Source organism: Dermacoccus sp. Tok2021 (genome assembly GCF_019895135.1).
Taxonomy (GTDB): Bacteria; Actinomycetota; Actinomycetes; order Actinomycetales; family Dermatophilaceae; genus Dermacoccus; species Dermacoccus abyssi.
Genome location: NZ_JAGTHU010000006.1, coordinates 45,800 through 61,286 on the forward strand (window position 1 = coordinate 45,800; position 15,487 = coordinate 61,286).

The 15,487-nt window shown below is 69.5% G+C and carries 14 protein-coding genes; 11 read left to right on the plus strand and 3 right to left on the minus strand.

The window, feature by feature from the left end; translation table 11 throughout:
* The first annotated feature begins 4 nt into the window (after positions 1–4).
* From kdpA to K9D12_RS05225, 5 genes are read left to right on the plus strand one after another with little or no spacing between them, the layout of a single operon-like run.
* Complete coding sequence (kdpA, locus tag K9D12_RS05205; RefSeq protein ID WP_129664863.1) at positions 5–1,642, plus strand: potassium-transporting ATPase subunit KdpA; 1,638 nt, start codon at positions 5–7, stop codon at positions 1,640–1,642.
* The gene (gene kdpB / locus K9D12_RS05210; protein WP_038569586.1) at positions 1,639–3,654 is read left to right on the plus strand and encodes a potassium-transporting ATPase subunit KdpB; all 2,016 of its coding nucleotides are present in this window, start codon (positions 1,639–1,641) and stop codon (positions 3,652–3,654) included. Before kdpA ends, kdpB begins: the two co-directional genes overlap by 4 nt.
* Position 3,655: 1 nt before the next feature.
* Entirely contained in the window at positions 3,656–4,228 is a 573-nt protein-coding gene (gene kdpC / locus K9D12_RS05215) for a potassium-transporting ATPase subunit KdpC (protein WP_144694304.1), read from the plus strand.
* Positions 4,229–4,265: 37 nt separating this feature from the next.
* On the plus strand, positions 4,266–6,905 hold the full coding sequence (locus tag K9D12_RS05220; protein ID WP_223059656.1) for an ATP-binding protein: 2,640 nt from the start codon (positions 4,266–4,268) through the stop codon (positions 6,903–6,905).
* Complete coding sequence (locus K9D12_RS05225; protein WP_193643517.1) at positions 6,902–7,579, plus strand: response regulator; 678 nt, start codon at positions 6,902–6,904, stop codon at positions 7,577–7,579. Before K9D12_RS05220 ends, K9D12_RS05225 begins: the two co-directional genes overlap by 4 nt.
* 18 nt (positions 7,580–7,597) lie before the next feature.
* Here K9D12_RS05225 and K9D12_RS05235 read toward each other — a convergent pair whose 3' ends face one another.
* Positions 7,598–8,749, minus strand: a complete 1,152-nt coding sequence (locus K9D12_RS05235; protein ID WP_225910953.1) for a metallophosphoesterase — start codon at positions 8,747–8,749, stop codon at positions 7,598–7,600.
* Positions 8,750–8,785: 36 nt separating this feature from the next.
* On the opposite strand from K9D12_RS05235, the gene K9D12_RS05240 reads away from it, so the two are divergent.
* Entirely contained in the window at positions 8,786–9,241 is a 456-nt protein-coding gene (locus K9D12_RS05240) for a GatB/YqeY domain-containing protein (protein WP_047312495.1), read from the plus strand.
* Between the two features lie 67 nt (positions 9,242–9,308).
* Here K9D12_RS05240 and K9D12_RS05245 read toward each other — a convergent pair whose 3' ends face one another.
* Entirely contained in the window at positions 9,309–9,638 is a 330-nt protein-coding gene (locus tag K9D12_RS05245) for a WhiB family transcriptional regulator (protein ID WP_047312494.1), read from the minus strand.
* Positions 9,639–9,849: 211 nt separating this feature from the next.
* Between K9D12_RS05245 and K9D12_RS05250 the strand changes: the two genes are divergently transcribed.
* The 5 genes from K9D12_RS05250 to K9D12_RS05270 all read left to right on the plus strand — a co-directional run bounded on the left by K9D12_RS05250 (position 9,850) and on the right by K9D12_RS05270 (position 14,614).
* A complete protein-coding gene (locus K9D12_RS05250) occupies positions 9,850–12,213 on the plus strand; it encodes a transglycosylase domain-containing protein (protein ID WP_223059657.1) in 2,364 nt (787 codons plus the stop codon).
* A gap of 84 nt (positions 12,214–12,297) precedes the next feature.
* Positions 12,298–12,453 (plus strand): DUF4177 domain-containing protein, encoded by a 156-nt coding sequence (locus tag K9D12_RS05255; RefSeq protein WP_118914533.1) that lies wholly within the window; start codon positions 12,298–12,300, stop codon positions 12,451–12,453.
* A gap of 6 nt (positions 12,454–12,459) precedes the next feature.
* Positions 12,460–12,924 (plus strand): RidA family protein, encoded by a 465-nt coding sequence (locus tag K9D12_RS05260; protein WP_223059658.1) that lies wholly within the window; start codon positions 12,460–12,462, stop codon positions 12,922–12,924.
* On the plus strand, positions 12,924–13,784 hold the full coding sequence (locus tag K9D12_RS05265) for an NUDIX domain-containing protein (RefSeq protein WP_223059659.1): 861 nt from the start codon (positions 12,924–12,926) through the stop codon (positions 13,782–13,784). Before K9D12_RS05260 ends, K9D12_RS05265 begins: the two co-directional genes overlap by 1 nt.
* A complete protein-coding gene (locus K9D12_RS05270) occupies positions 13,781–14,614 on the plus strand; it encodes an MBL fold metallo-hydrolase (protein ID WP_223059660.1) in 834 nt (277 codons plus the stop codon). Before K9D12_RS05265 ends, K9D12_RS05270 begins: the two co-directional genes overlap by 4 nt.
* 79 nt (positions 14,615–14,693) lie before the next feature.
* On the opposite strand, the gene K9D12_RS05275 is transcribed toward K9D12_RS05270, so the two are convergent.
* A complete protein-coding gene (locus K9D12_RS05275) occupies positions 14,694–15,371 on the minus strand; it encodes a Crp/Fnr family transcriptional regulator (RefSeq protein ID WP_047312491.1) in 678 nt (225 codons plus the stop codon).
* Positions 15,372–15,487: the final 116 nt, after the last annotated feature.

The window sequence follows — 15,487 nt, forward strand, 5'->3', positions numbered from 1 at the left end:
GCACATGAACGTCACTCTTCAGGCGATCTGCATGATCGCCACCATCGCGCTGCTGCTGGCGTTCATCCACGTGCCGCTCGGCACCTGGATGTACCGCTGCTTCACGGACGAGCGTGACTGGGCGCCGGAGCGCCTCATCTACCGCGCCGTCGGCGTCGACCCGCGCGTCGAGCAGGGCTGGCGCACGTACGCGATCGCCAGCGTCATGTTCGGCGTCGCGTCCGTCGTGCTGCTGTTCGCGCTCATCATGGCGCAGGGCGTCCTGCCCTGGGGCCTGGGGCGCAGCCAGGACTGGCACACGGCCTTCAACACGGCCGTGTCGTTCACGACGAACACGAACTGGCAGAGCTACGGCGGTGAGTCGGGCGCCGGGTACACCGTCCAGATGGCCGGCCTGACCGTGCAGAACTTCGTCTCCGCCGCGACGGGCATCGCCGTCGCCGTCGCCCTGTGCCGCGCGATCGCGCGCAGCAACGCCGCGACGATCGGCAACTTCTGGGTCGACCTCGTGCGCAGCTGCACCCGCATCCTGCTGCCCATCGCGTTCGTCGGCGCGCTCGTGCTCGTCGCGGGCGGCGTCATCCAGAACCTCAGCAGCCCGCACGACGTGACGACGCTCGTCGGCGGCAGCCAGACGATCCAGGGCGGCCCCGTCGCCTCCCAGGAGGTCATCAAGCTGCTCGGCACGAACGGCGGCGGATTCTTCAACGCGAACTCGGCGCACCCGCTCGAGAACCCGAACGGGTGGACGAACCTGTTCGAGATCCTCCTCGTGCTCGCGATCCCCTTCTCCCTGCCGTGGATGTACGGCCTCATGGTCGGCGACCGGCGTCAGGGCGCCGTGTTCACGACGGCCATGGGCGCCCTGTTCACCCTGAGCGCCGGCCTCGGCATCTGGGCCGAGACGAGCGGTGCGCTCGGCTCGATGGAAGGCAAGGAGCAACGCTTCGGCATCGTCGGATCGGTACTGTTCGGCACCGCGACGACGGGCACCTCGACCGGCGCCGTCAACATGATGCACGACTCGATGAGCCCCCTCGGCGGCGGCCTCATGATGCTCAACATGATGCTCGGCGAGGTCTCGCCCGGCGGCGTCGGCACCGGCCTGTACAACATCATCATCTTCGCGCTGCTCACCGTCTTCATCGCCGGCCTCATGGTCGGGCGCACGCCCGAACTGCTCGGCAAGGCCATCGGCCGCCGCGAGATCACGTACGCGGCGCTCGCCGTCGTCGTCATGCCCGCGCTCGTGCTGGTGTTCACCGCCGCCGGCGTCGTGTTGCCCGTCGCGAAGGACGCCCTGCTCAACCACGGCCCGCACGGCCTCAGCGAGATGATGTACGCCTACACGTCGGCGTCGAACAACAACGGTTCCGCCTTCGCGGGCCTGTCGGCCGACCAGCCTTACCTCAACCTCACGCTCGCGGCGTGCATGTTCCTCGGACGCTTCCTGCCGATCGTGCTCGTGCTCGCCGTCGCCGGCGCGCTCGTCTCGCAGCAGCGACGCCCCGCCACGGCCGGCACGATGCCGACCCACGGGCCCGTCTTCACCAGTCTGCTCGTCGGCATCATCGTCATCGTCGCCGGGCTGACCTTCTTCCCCTCACTCGCTCTCGGCCCGATCGCGGAGGCCCTCTCGTGAACGCATCACTCGCCCGTACGGCTCTCGAATCGGCGCCGGACGCCCTGCGCAAGCTCGACCCGCGCCACCTCGTGCGCACCCCCGTCATCTTCGTCGTCTGGGTGGGCTCGGTGCTCACGACGGTGCTGTCGATCATGCACCCGTCGGTGTTCTCGATCTCCGTCACGATCTGGCTGTGGCTGACGATCCTGTTCGCCAACCTCGCCGAGGCCATCGCCGAAGGGCGCGGCAAGGCACAGGCCGACACGCTGCGTCAGACCCGCGTCGACTCGATCGCCCGCCGCCTCATGCCGCACGGCGGCGAGGAGCGCGTACCCGGCACCGAACTGCGCGTCGGTGACCGTGTCGTCGTCGAGGCCGGCGAGGTCATCCCCGGTGACGGCGACGTCGTCGACGGCGTCGCGACGGTCGACGAGTCGGCCATCACCGGTGAGTCGGCGCCCGTCATCCGCGAATCGGGTGGCGATCGCTGCGCCGTCACCGGTGGCACGACGGTGCTGTCGGACCGCATTGTCGTCGAGATCACGAGCAAGCCCGGTGAGACGTTCATCGACCGGATGATCGCGCTCGTCGAGGGCGCCGAGCGGCAGAAGACGCCGAACGAGATCGCCCTCGGCATCCTGCTGACGACGCTGACGATCATCTTCGTCCTCGCCGTCATGGCGATCTGGCCGATGGCGAGCTACTCGGGCCACGACATGTCGCTCGTCGTCCTCGTCGCGCTGCTCGTCTGCCTCATCCCGACGACGATCGGGGCCCTGCTGTCCGCCATCGGCATCGCCGGCATGGACCGTCTCGTGCAGCACAACGTGCTCGCGATGTCGGGACGCGCCGTCGAGGCCGCCGGTGACGTCTCGACGCTGCTGCTCGACAAGACCGGCACGATCACCTACGGCAACCGCCGCGCCGGTGACGTCGTCCCCGTCGAGGGTGTCTCGCGCGAGGACCTCGTGCGCGCCGCGTGCCTGTCGTCGCTCGCCGACGAGACGCCCGAGGGTCGCTCGATCGTCGAATACGCTGCGGCAGAAGGGTTCACGGCGACCGAGATCCCCGACGTCGTCACCGTTCCGTTCACCGCGCAGACCCGCATGTCCGGTATCGACCTGCCCGACGGCAGCGCCATCCGCAAGGGCGCCGGCTCGGCCGTCGCCGCGTGGGTGCACGAGCTGGGCGGCCACATGGCGCACGACATCGACGCACGCGTGGAGGCGATCAGCCAGGCCGGCGGCACGCCGCTCGTCGTCGCCGAGCGTGACGCCGACGGCACCGCCCGCATGCTCGGCGTCATCCACCTCAAGGACGTCGTCAAGCCCGGCATGGCCGAGCGTTTCGCGCAGATGCGCGAGATGGGCATCCGCACCGTCATGATCACGGGCGACAACCCGCTGACGGCCGCCGCGATCGCGAAGGAGGCGGGGGTCGACGACTTCCTCGCCGAGGCGACGCCCGAGGACAAGATGCGCCTCATCAAGGCCGAGCAGGAAGGCGGGCGTCTCGTCGCGATGACCGGCGACGGCACGAACGACGCGCCCGCCCTCGCGCAGGCCGACGTCGGCGTCGCGATGAACACGGGCACATCGGCGGCGAAGGAGGCCGGCAACATGGTCGACCTCGACTCCGACCCGACGAAGCTCATCGACGTCGTCGCCATCGGCAAGCAACTGCTCATCACCCGCGGAGCGCTGACGACGTTCTCGATCGCCAACGACGTCGCGAAGTACTTCGCGATCATCCCCGCGATGTTCGTCGTCATCTTCCCGGGCCTCAGCAAGCTCAACATCATGCACCTGCACAGCCCCGAGTCGGCGATGCTGTCGGCGGTCATCTTCAACGCCCTCGTCATCGTCGCGCTCATCCCGCTCTCGCTCAAGGGCGTGGCGTACCGATCGCTCGGTGCCGCCGCGATGCTGCGCCGCAACCTGCTCGTCTACGGCGTCGGCGGCGTCATCGCGCCCTTCGTCGGCATCAAGCTCATCGACCTCGTCCTGTCCGTCATCCCGGGAGTGAAGTGACATGTTCGTTCTCCGTCAGAGTTGGGCCGCGCTGCGTGCGCTCCTCGTCCTCACCGTCGTCCTCGGCATCGCCTACCCGCTGCTCGTCACGGGCGCGGCGCGGGCGATGCCGGCCCGGGCGGACGGCTCGATCGTCCGCACCGAGGGCCGCGAGGTGGGTTCCAGCCTCATCGGCCAGCCCACGAGCGACGCGAAGTGGTTCGCGGCGCGCCCGTCCGCCGTCGACGCCCCCGGCGCCGAGAGCGGCGGCTCGAACCTCGGCCAGAACGCCGACGAGCAGAAGAAGGCGATCGCCGAGCGTCGCACGGCGCTGACGAAGGCCAACCCGAACGCGAAGGGTCCGATCCCGGACGACGCGCTGACCGCGAGCGGCAGCGGCGTCGACCCGGACATCAGCGTCGTCTACGCCCGCTGGCAGGCACCACGGATCGCCGAGGCCCGCGGGATGAGCGTCGCCGACGTCGAGAAGATCATCGACGCCCACATCGAGAAGCCGGCCCTGGGCTACCTCGGCGGCAAACGGGTGAACGTGCTCGACCTGAACGTCGGACTCGCGCAACGCGCCGCTCGCTGAGCGGGCGGAAACCGCGACGGCAGAAGAAGATGGACGCATGACACGAGGCACGCTGCGCATCTACCTCGGCGCGGCCCCCGGCGTCGGCAAGACCATGGCGATGCTCGCCGAGGGCCGACGCCGGGCCGAGCGGGGGACGGACGTCGTCGTCGGTTTCTGCGAGAACCACGGGCGCACCGCGACGGCCGCCGCGCTCGAGGGCCTCGAGGTCATGCCGCGACTGCGGCGCGAATACCGGGGCGCGATGCTCGAGGAGATGGACCTCGACGCCGTGCTCCGGCGCGCGCCGCAGGTCGCGCTCGTCGACGAACTCGCGCACACCAACGTGCCGGGCGGGCGCCACGAGAAGCGGTGGCAGGACGTCGAGGACCTGCTCGCGGCGGGCATCGACGTCGTCTCCACCGTCAACATCCAGCACCTCGAATCGCTCAACGACGCGGCGTTCGCCATCACCGGCGTGCTGCAGCGCGAGACGGTGCCGGACGTCGTCGTCCGGCGCGCCGAGCAGGTCGAACTCATCGACATGGCGCCCGAGGCGCTGCGACGACGGATGGCGCACGGCAACGTCTACAAGCCGGAGAAGGTCGACGCGGCGCTCGCCAACTACTTCCGCCAGGGCAACCTGACGGCGCTGCGTGAACTGGCCCTGCTGTGGCTCGCCGACCGCGTCGAGGAGAGCCTGACGGCCTACCGCAGCGACCACGACATCGTCGGTACGTGGCCGACACGTCACCGCGTCGTCGTCGCCCTCTCCGGTGGGCGCGAGGGCGCGACGCTGCTGCGCCGCGCCGCCCGCATGGCCGCGCGCGGCAGCGGCGGCGAGATGCACGCCGTCTTCGTCGTGCGCGACGACGGCCTGCGCACCGCCGAGGCCGACGTCGTCAGCGGTCTGCGACGCCTCACCGAGGAACTCGGCGGGACGTTCCACACCGTCAGCGGGCCGGACGCGGCCGAGGCCGTCCTGCACTACGCGCGCGGCGTCAACGCCGACCAGATCGTCGTCGGCCTCAGCCGGCGCTCGCGGGCCCAGGCGATGCTGCGACCCGGCACGGGTGAGCGCATCATCGCCGGCTCGGGCGAGGACATCGACGTCCACGTCGTCACGCACGAGCTCGCGCACGTGGGCTCGTCGCCGACCGAACGTGAGGGGTTGTCGACGCGCCGCGTCCGGCTCGGCTTCCTCACCTCGGTGACCGCCCCTGCGCTGTTGAGCGCCCTGCTCGTGCCGCTGCGCTCCGGCGTCGGGTTGCCGCTCATCGTGCAGCTGTACCTGCTGCTCACCGTTGTCGTCGCGCTCATCGGCGGGATGGCGCCCGCGATCACGGCCGGCGTGCTGTCGTCCCTGCTCATCAACTGGTTCTTCACCCCACCCATCGGCACGCTGACGATCTCCGACCCGCAGAACGTCGTCGCGCTCGTGCTCTTCGTCGTCATCGGCGCCGCCGTCTCGCTCGTCGTCCACGCGAGCGCCCGCCGGGCCGCCGACGTCAGCGCCTCGCACCAGGAGGCGACGGCGCTCGCCGAACTCAGCCACACGATGCTGTCCTCCGCCGACCAGTTCGCGCTGCTGCTCACGCGCTCGCTCGAGATGTTCGACCAGGACGCGGCGGCCGTAGTGCGCACCCGCGGGCCGGGTCGCAGCGTCATCGCCTCGACGGACGGCTACAGCGACGTCGCCGCGCAGGCGCTACCGCGCGAGAAGACGACGGTCGAGCGCATCGACGACGAGCACGACCTCGTCCTCGTGGGGCGCCCCGTCCCCGCCGAGCGGCAGCGGCTGCTGGGGGCGTACGCGATGCACGCGGCGGCCGTGCTGCACCGTCGAGCGCTGCTCGACCTCGCCGAGTCGGCCGACACCCTCGCGCGCGACAACAAGGCGCGCACCGCGCTGCTGTCCGCCGTCTCCCACGATTTGCGCACGCCCCTGGCCGGCATCAAGGCCGCCGTCGGCAGCCTGCGCAGCGGCGAGGTGACGTTCTCGCCGGAGGACCAGGCGGAACTGCTCGAAGCCGTCGAGACGTCGGCCGATCGCCTCGATGCGCTCATCGGCAACCTGCTCGACGCCTCACGGCTGCAGACCGGCGCGCTCGTCGCGAACCCGCGCGAGATCGACCTCGCCGAGGTCGTCACACCCGCGGTGCGCGCCCTCGAGACACCCGATCGCGTCACCTGGCACCTCGACGACGCCGCGCGCCACGTCGTCGCCGACCCCGGCCTGCTCGACCGCGTCCTCGCGAACGTCCTCGAGAACGCCCTGCGTCACGGCGGCAGCGACGGCGTCGTCGTGACGACGAGTGCGCTCGGCCCGCGCGTCGAACTACGCGTCGCCGACCACGGCCCCGGCATCCCCGACGAGGCGCGCGAAGAGATATTCCGGCCTTTCCAGCGCTACGGCGACGCACCCGCGGGTGACGGCATCGGGCTCGGTCTCGCCGTCGCGCGCGGCCTGACGGAGGCAATGGGCGGCATGCTGGAGGCGGAGACCACTCCCGGTGGAGGTGTCACGATGGTCATCGTCCTGCCGGCCGTGGCGAACGCAGCGGGTGCGACGAGCGAGGCCGAGCCCGGCGCTGAATCGGAACCCGAGTCGGCGCCCGAGGCCCGGCCCCAGGACGCTGAGGCCGACCAGCCGGTCGATACCCGGTTCGCAGACGCAACCACGCGCGGTGACTCATGAATGAACGAGTGCTCGTCGTCGACGACGACCCGACGATCGCGCGGACGCTGCGCATCAACCTCAAGGCGCGCGGCTTGGACGTCGAGACCGTCGGGTGCGGCCTCGATGCGCTCAGCACGTGCGCAGACGCGATGCCCGACCTCGTCGTCCTCGACCTCGGCCTGCCCGACCTCGACGGCGTCGAGGTGCTGCGCCGACTGCGTCAGAGCTCGAGCGTGCCTGTCATCGTGCTGTCGGCTCGTCAGGAAGCCGATGACAAGGTCGAGGCGCTCGACGAGGGTGCCGACGACTACGTGACGAAACCGTTCGGCATCGAGGAGCTCATGGCGCGCGTGCGGGCCGCGCTGCGGCGAGGCGGCGCCGAACCGTCCGGCCCGGCGCCCGTCGTCACCGCGGACTTCTCGCTCGACTTCACGACGTACGAGGCGAGCGGGCCGACGGGGGCCGTCCACCTCACGCCGACGGAATGGCGCCTGCTCGCCGAACTCGCGCGCCACCGCGGGCGCGTCGTGCCGCACGAGCAACTGCTGCGCGCCGTGTGGGGGCCGCAGTACGGGCGCGAGTCGAACTACCTGCGCGTCTACTGCGGGCAGCTGCGTCGCAAGCTCGAACCCGAACCGTCCCGCCCGCGCTGGATCGTCACCGAACCCGGCATCGGCTATGTGCTGCGCTGACGCGCCGCGCAGGGCTCGTCAGTGCGCCTTCGCCGTCAGCGTGATGAGTGTCGCCTCGGGACGGCAGGCGAAGCGCACGGGCGTGTACTTGTTGTGTCCGAGCCCGGCGGAGACGTGCAGCCACGCCGCGTCGTCGGGCGCGGCGGACGACGGCAGCGCGGTGCGGCGCCGTTCGCGCGCCGTAGCCTCCGAGCGCGAGACCGAGTCGTTGTGCACGCGGTGGGCGTCGAGGACGTCGAAGCGCTCGCCGATCTCGGCGGCGGAGTCGAGGGGCGAGCCGCCCGGTGCGAGCGCACCCGGCCCGATCGGCACGGCCCGCGTCGAGTCGACGCCGGACGCGCCGGGCCACCAGCGCGAGACGCCCTTGACGCGCGAGGTGTCGAGGTCGCAGTTCGTCACGAGCGCGCCGTGGAACGGCACGCACAGCTGCCCGCCGTGCGTGTGACCGGCGATGACGGCGTCCGCGCCGTCGGCCGTCATCGCGTCGAGCACGCGCGTGTACGGCGCGTGGACGACGCCGATCGTCGCGGCCACCTCACCTCGGCGCGACGCGGCCTCGTCGGCGACCTGCGCGTAGTCGTCGTACTCGAGGTGCGGGTCGTCGACGCCGACGAGCTCCAGCGCGACGCCGTCAGCCCCCACCTGCACCCGTTCGCGTCGATGCGTGAGGTCGAGCCAGCCGCCCGCGGTGAAACCGTCACGCAACTGGGCGATGCCGAACTCACCCGTCTGCATCGCCGCGCCCTTGGCATGCGAGTCGTCGAAGTAGCGCAGCGGGTTCTTCAGCTTCGGGTAGAAGTAGTCGTTCGAGCCGAAGACGAAGGCGCCGGGGAACGCCATGAGCGGTTCCATCGCGCGCAGCGCCGATGGGATGGCGTCCTCGTCACTGAGGTTGTCACCGGTGTTGATGACGAAGTCGGGCTCCAGACGGGCCAGTTCGCGCACCCACTGAATACGTCGCTCCTGACGCGGCACGATGTGAAGGTCGCTCACGTGCAGCACCCGTAGCGGAGCACTGCCGGGCGCGAGCACCGGCACCTCGAACCGGCGCAACGCGTACCAGTTGCGCTCGACGAGCGTGCCCCACGCGAGTGCCCCGACGCCTGCGGCCACCGCGCCTGCGGCGGTGCGGAGGGCGGCGTTCGAGGTCGAGGGGCAGTGAAAACTCATGCCGGGATTCTCTCACCGGGGTGAAAGAATGGCCCCATGAGCGAATCCTTCAAGGCCCGACTGCAGAGCGACCTCACCGACGCGATCCGTGAGCGGGACGGCGTGCGCAGCTCCACCCTGCGGATGGTCCTCACGGCCGTCTCGAACGCTGAGGTGGCCGGCAAGGAGCACCGCGACCTCACCGACGACGAGGTCATGGCCGTCGTCGTCAAGGAGGCGAAGAAGCGCCGCGAGGCCGCCGACGCGTTCATCGGCGCCGGGCGCACCGAGCTCGCCGAGAAGGAGCAGGCCGAGCTCGCCTGCCTCGAGGGCTACCTGCCCAAGCAGCTGTCCGACGAGGAGATCGACGCCGTCGTGGCCGAGGCCGTCGCCGCCACCGGAGCGTCCGGTATGAAGGACATGGGCAAGGTCATGGGCGTCGTGAAGCCCAAGATCGGCGACCAGGCCGAGGGTGGTCGCGTCGCTGCCGCCGTCAAGAAGGCTCTTGCCTGACGCACGCTCCTGGATACGCGCGAGGGCCCCGCACCGATCGGTGCGGGGCCCTCGTCGTTTAGGCCGGTCAGGCGCTGCGGTTGATGCCGGCAGCGACCTCGTCGGCGCGAGCCATCTTGAAGAGCGTGGTCCACGACTTCACGTCAGGGCGACGGCGCAGCAACGCGCGACGCTCACGTTCCGTCATGCCGCCCCAGACGCCGTACTCGGTGCGGTTGTCGAGCGCGTCCGCGAGGCATTCCGCGACGACCGGGCAACGCTGGCAGATGACCTTCGCCGTCTGCTGAGCAGCCCCCTTGGCAAAGAGATCGTCCGGCGCGGTGGCCGCGCATTGGGCGCGAGCCGCCCAGTTCTCGTCCCAGACGGGCGTCTGGGTTTCCTCGGTCATGATCGTCATCTGTGCCTCCCCTGTTGGTGCGGATGACGCTGTGGCGTAGACCACGTCGTTGTTGAGCTATACGCAGACTAGGCAAAGTTACTGACGAGTTTCCATATTCTCGGTGTGCTAAATCGAAGTAGTACATCCGTGACGGGCCCCCTAGGATCGGGTCGGGCACGCCGCACCTGCCTCGCCGAGATTCTCAGGTGACCCCGATACTCTGGCCGGTATGCGTGGAAAGCCCTCTGCCGCAGCGGTCCGTCCGGCTGCGAAGAAGAAGCGCCGGAGCAATTCGACGACGAGCAACGTCCTCAGTCTGCTCGGCGCCTTCGTCGCGACCTCTGTGGCCCTCGGTCTGCTCCTGGCAGGCGTTCTCCTGCCGGTCACCGGCATGGGTGGCGCGGGCGTCAAGAGCGGCGTCAAGATGTTCAACAACATCCCGTCCGAGTTCGCCGAGAACGCTTTGAGCCAGCAGTCCAAGATCCTGGCGAAGGACGGCAGCGTCATCGCGACCCCGTACGACGAGAACCGCATCGTCGTCGCAAGCAGTGCCATCCCGAAGGTCATGAAAGACGCCCAGGTGGCCATCGAGGACGAACGCTTCTACCAGCACGGGGCCCTCGACAAGAGAGGTATCGCGCGAGCCATCGCGTCGAACCTGTTCTCCTCGAGCACCCAGGGCGCCTCGACCCTGACGCAGCAGTACGTCAAGGTGGCGGCCCAGCGTCAGGCGCTGGAAAGTGGTGACAAGGAGGCCGCCAAGGAGGCGGTCGCCCAGAGCGGTGCGAAGGCTTACATCCGCAAGCTCAAGCAGCTCAAGTACGCCGTCGACCTCGAGAAGACGCACACCAAGGACCAGATCCTCACGAGCTACCTCAACCTCGTCTACTTCGGTCAGCTCCAGTACGGCGTCGAAGCGGCATCGCGCCACTACTTCGGGCACCCGGCCAAGGACCTGACGATCGCCGAAGCGGCCACGCTCGCCGGTGTCGTCAACCTGCCGGACGCCACCAACCCCGTGAAGAACCCCGAGGCGGCCGTCAAGCGTCGCAACATCGGTATCCAGAAGATGATCGACCAGGGCTTCATCACGGAGGCACAGGGCCGCAAGGCGATCAACTCGCCGCTCAACCTCAAGCTCGAGGAGAACTCCTCGGGTGGTTGCGCCACGAGCAAGTACCCCTACTACTGCGACTACGTGACGCAGTGGATTGCGCAGCAGCCTGCCCTCGGCAAGACGCGCAAGGAGCGCCTCGGCAAGCTTCGTACCGGCGGCCTCGTCATTCAGACGTCGCTCGACCCGAAGAAGATGGCCGCGCTCGATGCGAACCTCAAGAAGCGCGTGCCCGTCGAGAACGGCGCCGACGTCCAGGCCGCCGGCGTCATCATCGAACCCGGCACGGGCTACGTCGAGGCCATGGCGCAGAACACGAAGTACTCCGTCGCGGGTACGGATTCGTTCAACACCTCGGTCAACTATCCGCGCTCCGGGTTCCCGATCGGATCGACGGCGAAGATCTTCGCCATCGTCGAGGCCATGCACCAGGGCCGCGCGGTCGACTCGACGGTCAACGTTCCTCGCATGAACAGCAGCAAGGAAGGGCGTCCGGTCTACAACTTCACCTCGCAGAACTTCCCGGGCAAGTGCGGTCAGGGCCGCGGCGTGTGGTCGGTCGGCAACGACCACCAGGTGCCCGCCGGTCCGATGTCCTTGTCCAAGGCCACGGCTGAGTCGGTGAACACGGCGTTCGGTGTGCTCGTCGCTCAGCTCGGCCCGTGCAATGTCCGCGACGCCTACAAGCGTCTCGGCGTCTATGCGTCCGACTTCAAGAGCGGCGGCTGGTCCGAGATCAACCCCGACCCCTCGTCGATCGTGCTCGGCTCCGGTTCGTCGAGCCCGGTCATGATGGCGAACGCCTTCGCCACTGTCGCGGCCGACGGCAAGTACTGCGCACCGCGCCCGGTCGTCTCGATCAAGCAGGCGAACGGTCGCCCGGTCAAGCTCGCGCCGAACGCGTGCAAGCAGGCCATGCCGGCCGAAGAGGCGCGCGGAGTCGCCAAGATCTTCAAGTCGGTTCTCGGCCCGGACGGTACGGCCAAGTCGGCTGCTCTTGCCGAGGGGCGTCAGGCCTTCGGCAAGACGGGTACCGTCGACGGCTCGTTGCACACCTGGTTCGTCGGTTCGACGCCGCAGTACTCGACGGCGATCTGGGTCGGACGCGGCGGCGAGAACACCAACCCGATCAAGAACGTCACCATCGGCCCCAAGCACGTCGGTAACTTCCTCTACGGTGGCGACATCGCCGCGCCGGTGTGGAAGGAAACGATGGATGCCATCAGCAAGGGTCTTCCGAAGAAGGCGTTCCCCGAGCCGGGCTCGGGCGTCATCAAGGGCGATCAGATCACCGTCCCGCAGCTCAAGGGCCGCAGCGAGGCGGATGCGAAGGCCGAACTCGCGCGTCTGAAGCTGCAGGCCACGGTGGTCAAGCAGGACTCGGGCGAGGTCTCCTCCGGCCAGGTCTGGAAGACCGATCCCGCAGGTGGTCAGAAGATCGGCGAGGGCAAGAAGGTCACTCTGTACATCAAGCCCTGACCGGCACGAGCGAAGCCCGCTCCACACGAGATGTGGGGCGGGCTTCGTCGTCCCCGAACAGGGTCTGCGGGCTACGGTGGGAGCATGCAGAAATGGGAATACTTCACCGCGCCGATCATGATTCACGCGACGCAGCAGATCCTCAACAACTTCGGTGAGGACGGCTGGGAGCTCGTTCAGATCGTTCCCGGCCCCGACGGCAACGGCCTCGTCGGCTACTTCAAGCGTCCGAAGGCCTGACCGGCGATGGCTCAGGTCGAGCAGAACCTCGCGAAGCTCGGGCTGGAGGTGCCCGAGGTTGCCAAGCCGGTGGCTGACTACGTCCCCGCGCTGCGCGAGGGCAACCTCGTCTACACCGCGGGTCAGCTGCCGATGGTGGCGGGCAACCTCGCCGCCACGGGCAAGGTCGGTGCCGACGTCACGCCCGAGCAGGCCGCCGAACTCGCGTGCACGTGTGCCCTCAACGCCATCGCCGCCGTCAAGAGTGTCGTCGGTGACCTCGACACGGTGACGCGCGTCGTCAAGGTCGTCGGCTTCGTGGCCAGCGACCCCTCCTTCACCGGTCAGCCCGGTGTCATCAACGGCGCCTCCGAGCTGCTCGGTGCGGCGTTCGGTGACGCCGGTGTCCACGCCCGTTCGGCTGTGGGCGTCGCGGTACTCCCGCTCGACGCTCCGATCGAGGTCGAGATCACGGTCGCCGTCGCCGACTGATGAGCGACATCCCGAGGCAGCCTCGCGACTTCCCGATCGGTCCCTTCGCCGAGGCAGCCGAGCGCTGGTTCGACGACACGCAACCGCGCCCGGAGCCGACAGTTCCGGCGCAGGCCGCCACCGTCCTGTTGGTGCGCGGTGAGCCCGTCGAGGTCTTCATGATCGAACGCGCCGCGACGATGGATTTCGCGCCGTCCACCTGGGTCTTCCCGGGTGGACGCGTCGACCCCGCCGACCTCGGCGTCGACGACGCTCCGGCGCACCGCCTGCGCAGCCCCGCGGGTGGCGAGCAGGCGTGGGCCGATCGGCTCGGCGTCGGGGACGACGAGGCGCTCAGTGTGCTCGTGTGCGCGTTGCGCGAGCTGTTCGAGGAGGCCGGAGTGCTTCTCGCGTCCGAGGGGGACGGCGACGCGATCGTCGATGTCGCCACCGACGAGTGGAGGGCGCGCCGCACTCAGGTCGAGGCTCACGAGGTCTCGTTCACCGAGGCTGCTGCGGGCCTGACGCTGCGTGGAGACCTCGTCGAGGCCGTCGACCGGTGGATCACGCCCGCGTTCGAGAGCCGCCGCTTCGACACCTGGTTCCTCACGGCGCTGCTGCCGGACGGTGCCACTGCCGATGCCGTGTCGCGTGAGTCGCAGCGAGGTCAGTGGGTTCGGCCCGAAGCCATGCTGGCAGAAGCCGAGGCTGGGCGAGCCCGCCTCCTGCCCCCGACGCGCACGGCGCTCGAGCGCCTCTCCCGGGCGTCGAGTGCCACCGAGGCGCTCGAGCAGGCACGCGGCTTCCACTTCCTCCCCACGCGCCCCGAACTGCTGAAGGGCCCCGACGGGCCCTACCTTCACGCGGAGGTGAACCTGTGACCGATCAACTCGACCGACTCCCCGGCAGTGTGCGGCACCTGCGCTGCGACAACCCCGGCCCGATGACGCTCAGCGGCACGAACACGTACGTCATCGCCCTGGAGGAAGCTTCGGGCGGGGACGGCTCGCTCGTCGCCGTCGTCGACCCGGGGCCCGAGGACGCCGGCCACCGTGACGCGATCATGGACGCCGTGCGGGGCGCCGAGGCCACGCGTGTCGTCGTGCTGCTCACCCATCACCACGACGACCACGAGGGCGGTGCGAGCGCGCTCGTCGAGGCGCTTCGTGGGCGCGGCCTCGCGGTCGCGTTGCGTGGCGGCTCGGGTGGCGACGCCTTCACCGACGGCGAGATGATCGGCGACCTCCAGGTGCTGCTCGCGCCGGGCCACACGCGCGATTCAGCCGCCTTCGTCCTCCAGCGCGACGGCGTCGACGTCCTCTTCAGCGGCGACACGATTCTCGGCGAGGGCAGCAGCTTCGTCGCCTACCCCGACGGCGATCTCACGGCCTACCTCGCGACGCTCGACGTCCTCATGGCGCTCGTCGCGCAGGCGGGGGAGCGAGTCGTCGTCCTGGCGCCGGGGCACGGACCTGTCGGAGCCGACGCCGCTCCCGTCGTCGAGCGTTACCGCGCCCACCGTCAGGAGCGCCTCGACGAGGTGCGGACCGTGCTGGCCGACGTCGACTCCGAGAATGGCGACTCGCCGGCGCAGGGTGACGAGCTCGTCGGCCCCGTCGTGGACGGCGCCTACAGCGACATCGGCCCGCAGCTGCGCCCGGCGGTGGAGGCCGTCGTCAAGGCGCAGCTGGCCCATCTCGGCCGCCTCTGAGAACAGCCCCACGACACAGCGAAGCACCCGTCCCCCGCAAGGAACGGGCGCTTCGCTGTCAACCGAGGTGAGTGCGGCCTCAGCGGGCGCGGCGCTGAAGGCGCTCGACGTCGAGCAGCGTCACGGCGCGGGCCTCGAGCTTGAGCCAGCCGCGGCTGGCGAAGTCGGCGAGAGCCTTGTTCACGGTCTCGCGGGAGGCGCCGACGAGCTGAGCCAGCTCCTCCTGCGTGAGGTCGTGCGCGACGAGGACCCCGTCGTCGACCTGACGGCCGAAGCGGCTCGCGAGGTCGAGCAGAGCCTTGGCGACACGGCCGGGAACGTCGGTGAAGACGAGATCGCCGAGCGCTTCGTTCGTGCGACGCAGGCGGCGAGCGATGGAGCCGAGCATCTTGACGGCCACGTCGGGGCGCGACGAGACGAACTCGGTGAGTTCGGTGTGACCCAGCGCGACGAGGTCGGTGCCGGCGACGGCCGTGGCCGTGGTCGTGCGGGCGCCCGGGTCGAAGAGGCTGAGCTCGCCGAACATCTCACCGGGGCCGAGGATCGCGAGCAGGTTCTCGCGACCGTCGGGGGAGCGGCGGCCGAGCTTCACCTTGCCAGAGGTGATGATGTACAGGCGATCGCCCTCCTCCCCTTCTTCGAAGAGGATGTCGCCGCGCTCGATACGGGCGCGCGACATGCGCTGCAGAAGAGCCTGGGCGTCTTCGTCCGTCAGCGCGGCGAAAAGGGGAGCTTGACGCACTACTTCAATGTCCACGCCTCCATCCTGCCACGTTTCGGGTGACGCTCCACACAGTTCACTCCCAGGAAAGCGCGGAAAAGGGCGCTCGTTCGTCCAGCAGATGAGGTGCTCGGGGGTGTCGGTGGGGCGTT

What these genes read in the sequence shown, in the direction of transcription:
- K9D12_RS05265 (WP_223059659.1), top strand. Translation starts at nt 12,924, where the DNA reads ATGAGCGACATCCCGAGGCAGCCTCGCGACTTCCCGATCGGTCCCTTC.
- K9D12_RS05240 (WP_047312495.1), top strand. Translation starts at nt 8,786, where the DNA reads ATGAGCGAATCCTTCAAGGCCCGACTGCAGAGCGACCTCACCGACGCG.
- K9D12_RS05245 (WP_047312494.1), bottom strand. Translation starts at nt 9,638, where the DNA reads ATGACGATCATGACCGAGGAAACCCAGACGCCCGTCTGGGACGAGAAC.
- kdpC (WP_144694304.1), top strand. Translation starts at nt 3,656, where the DNA reads ATGTTCGTTCTCCGTCAGAGTTGGGCCGCGCTGCGTGCGCTCCTCGTC.
- K9D12_RS05255 (WP_118914533.1), top strand. Translation starts at nt 12,298, where the DNA reads ATGCAGAAATGGGAATACTTCACCGCGCCGATCATGATTCACGCGACG.
- K9D12_RS05260 (WP_223059658.1), top strand. Translation starts at nt 12,460, where the DNA reads ATGGCTCAGGTCGAGCAGAACCTCGCGAAGCTCGGGCTGGAGGTGCCC.
- kdpA (WP_129664863.1), top strand. Translation starts at nt 5, where the DNA reads ATGAACGTCACTCTTCAGGCGATCTGCATGATCGCCACCATCGCGCTG.
- K9D12_RS05220 (WP_223059656.1), top strand. Translation starts at nt 4,266, where the DNA reads ATGACACGAGGCACGCTGCGCATCTACCTCGGCGCGGCCCCCGGCGTC.
- K9D12_RS05225 (WP_193643517.1), top strand. Translation starts at nt 6,902, where the DNA reads ATGAATGAACGAGTGCTCGTCGTCGACGACGACCCGACGATCGCGCGG.
- K9D12_RS05250 (WP_223059657.1), top strand. Translation starts at nt 9,850, where the DNA reads ATGCGTGGAAAGCCCTCTGCCGCAGCGGTCCGTCCGGCTGCGAAGAAG.
- K9D12_RS05235 (WP_225910953.1), bottom strand. Translation starts at nt 8,749, where the DNA reads ATGAGTTTTCACTGCCCCTCGACCTCGAACGCCGCCCTCCGCACCGCC.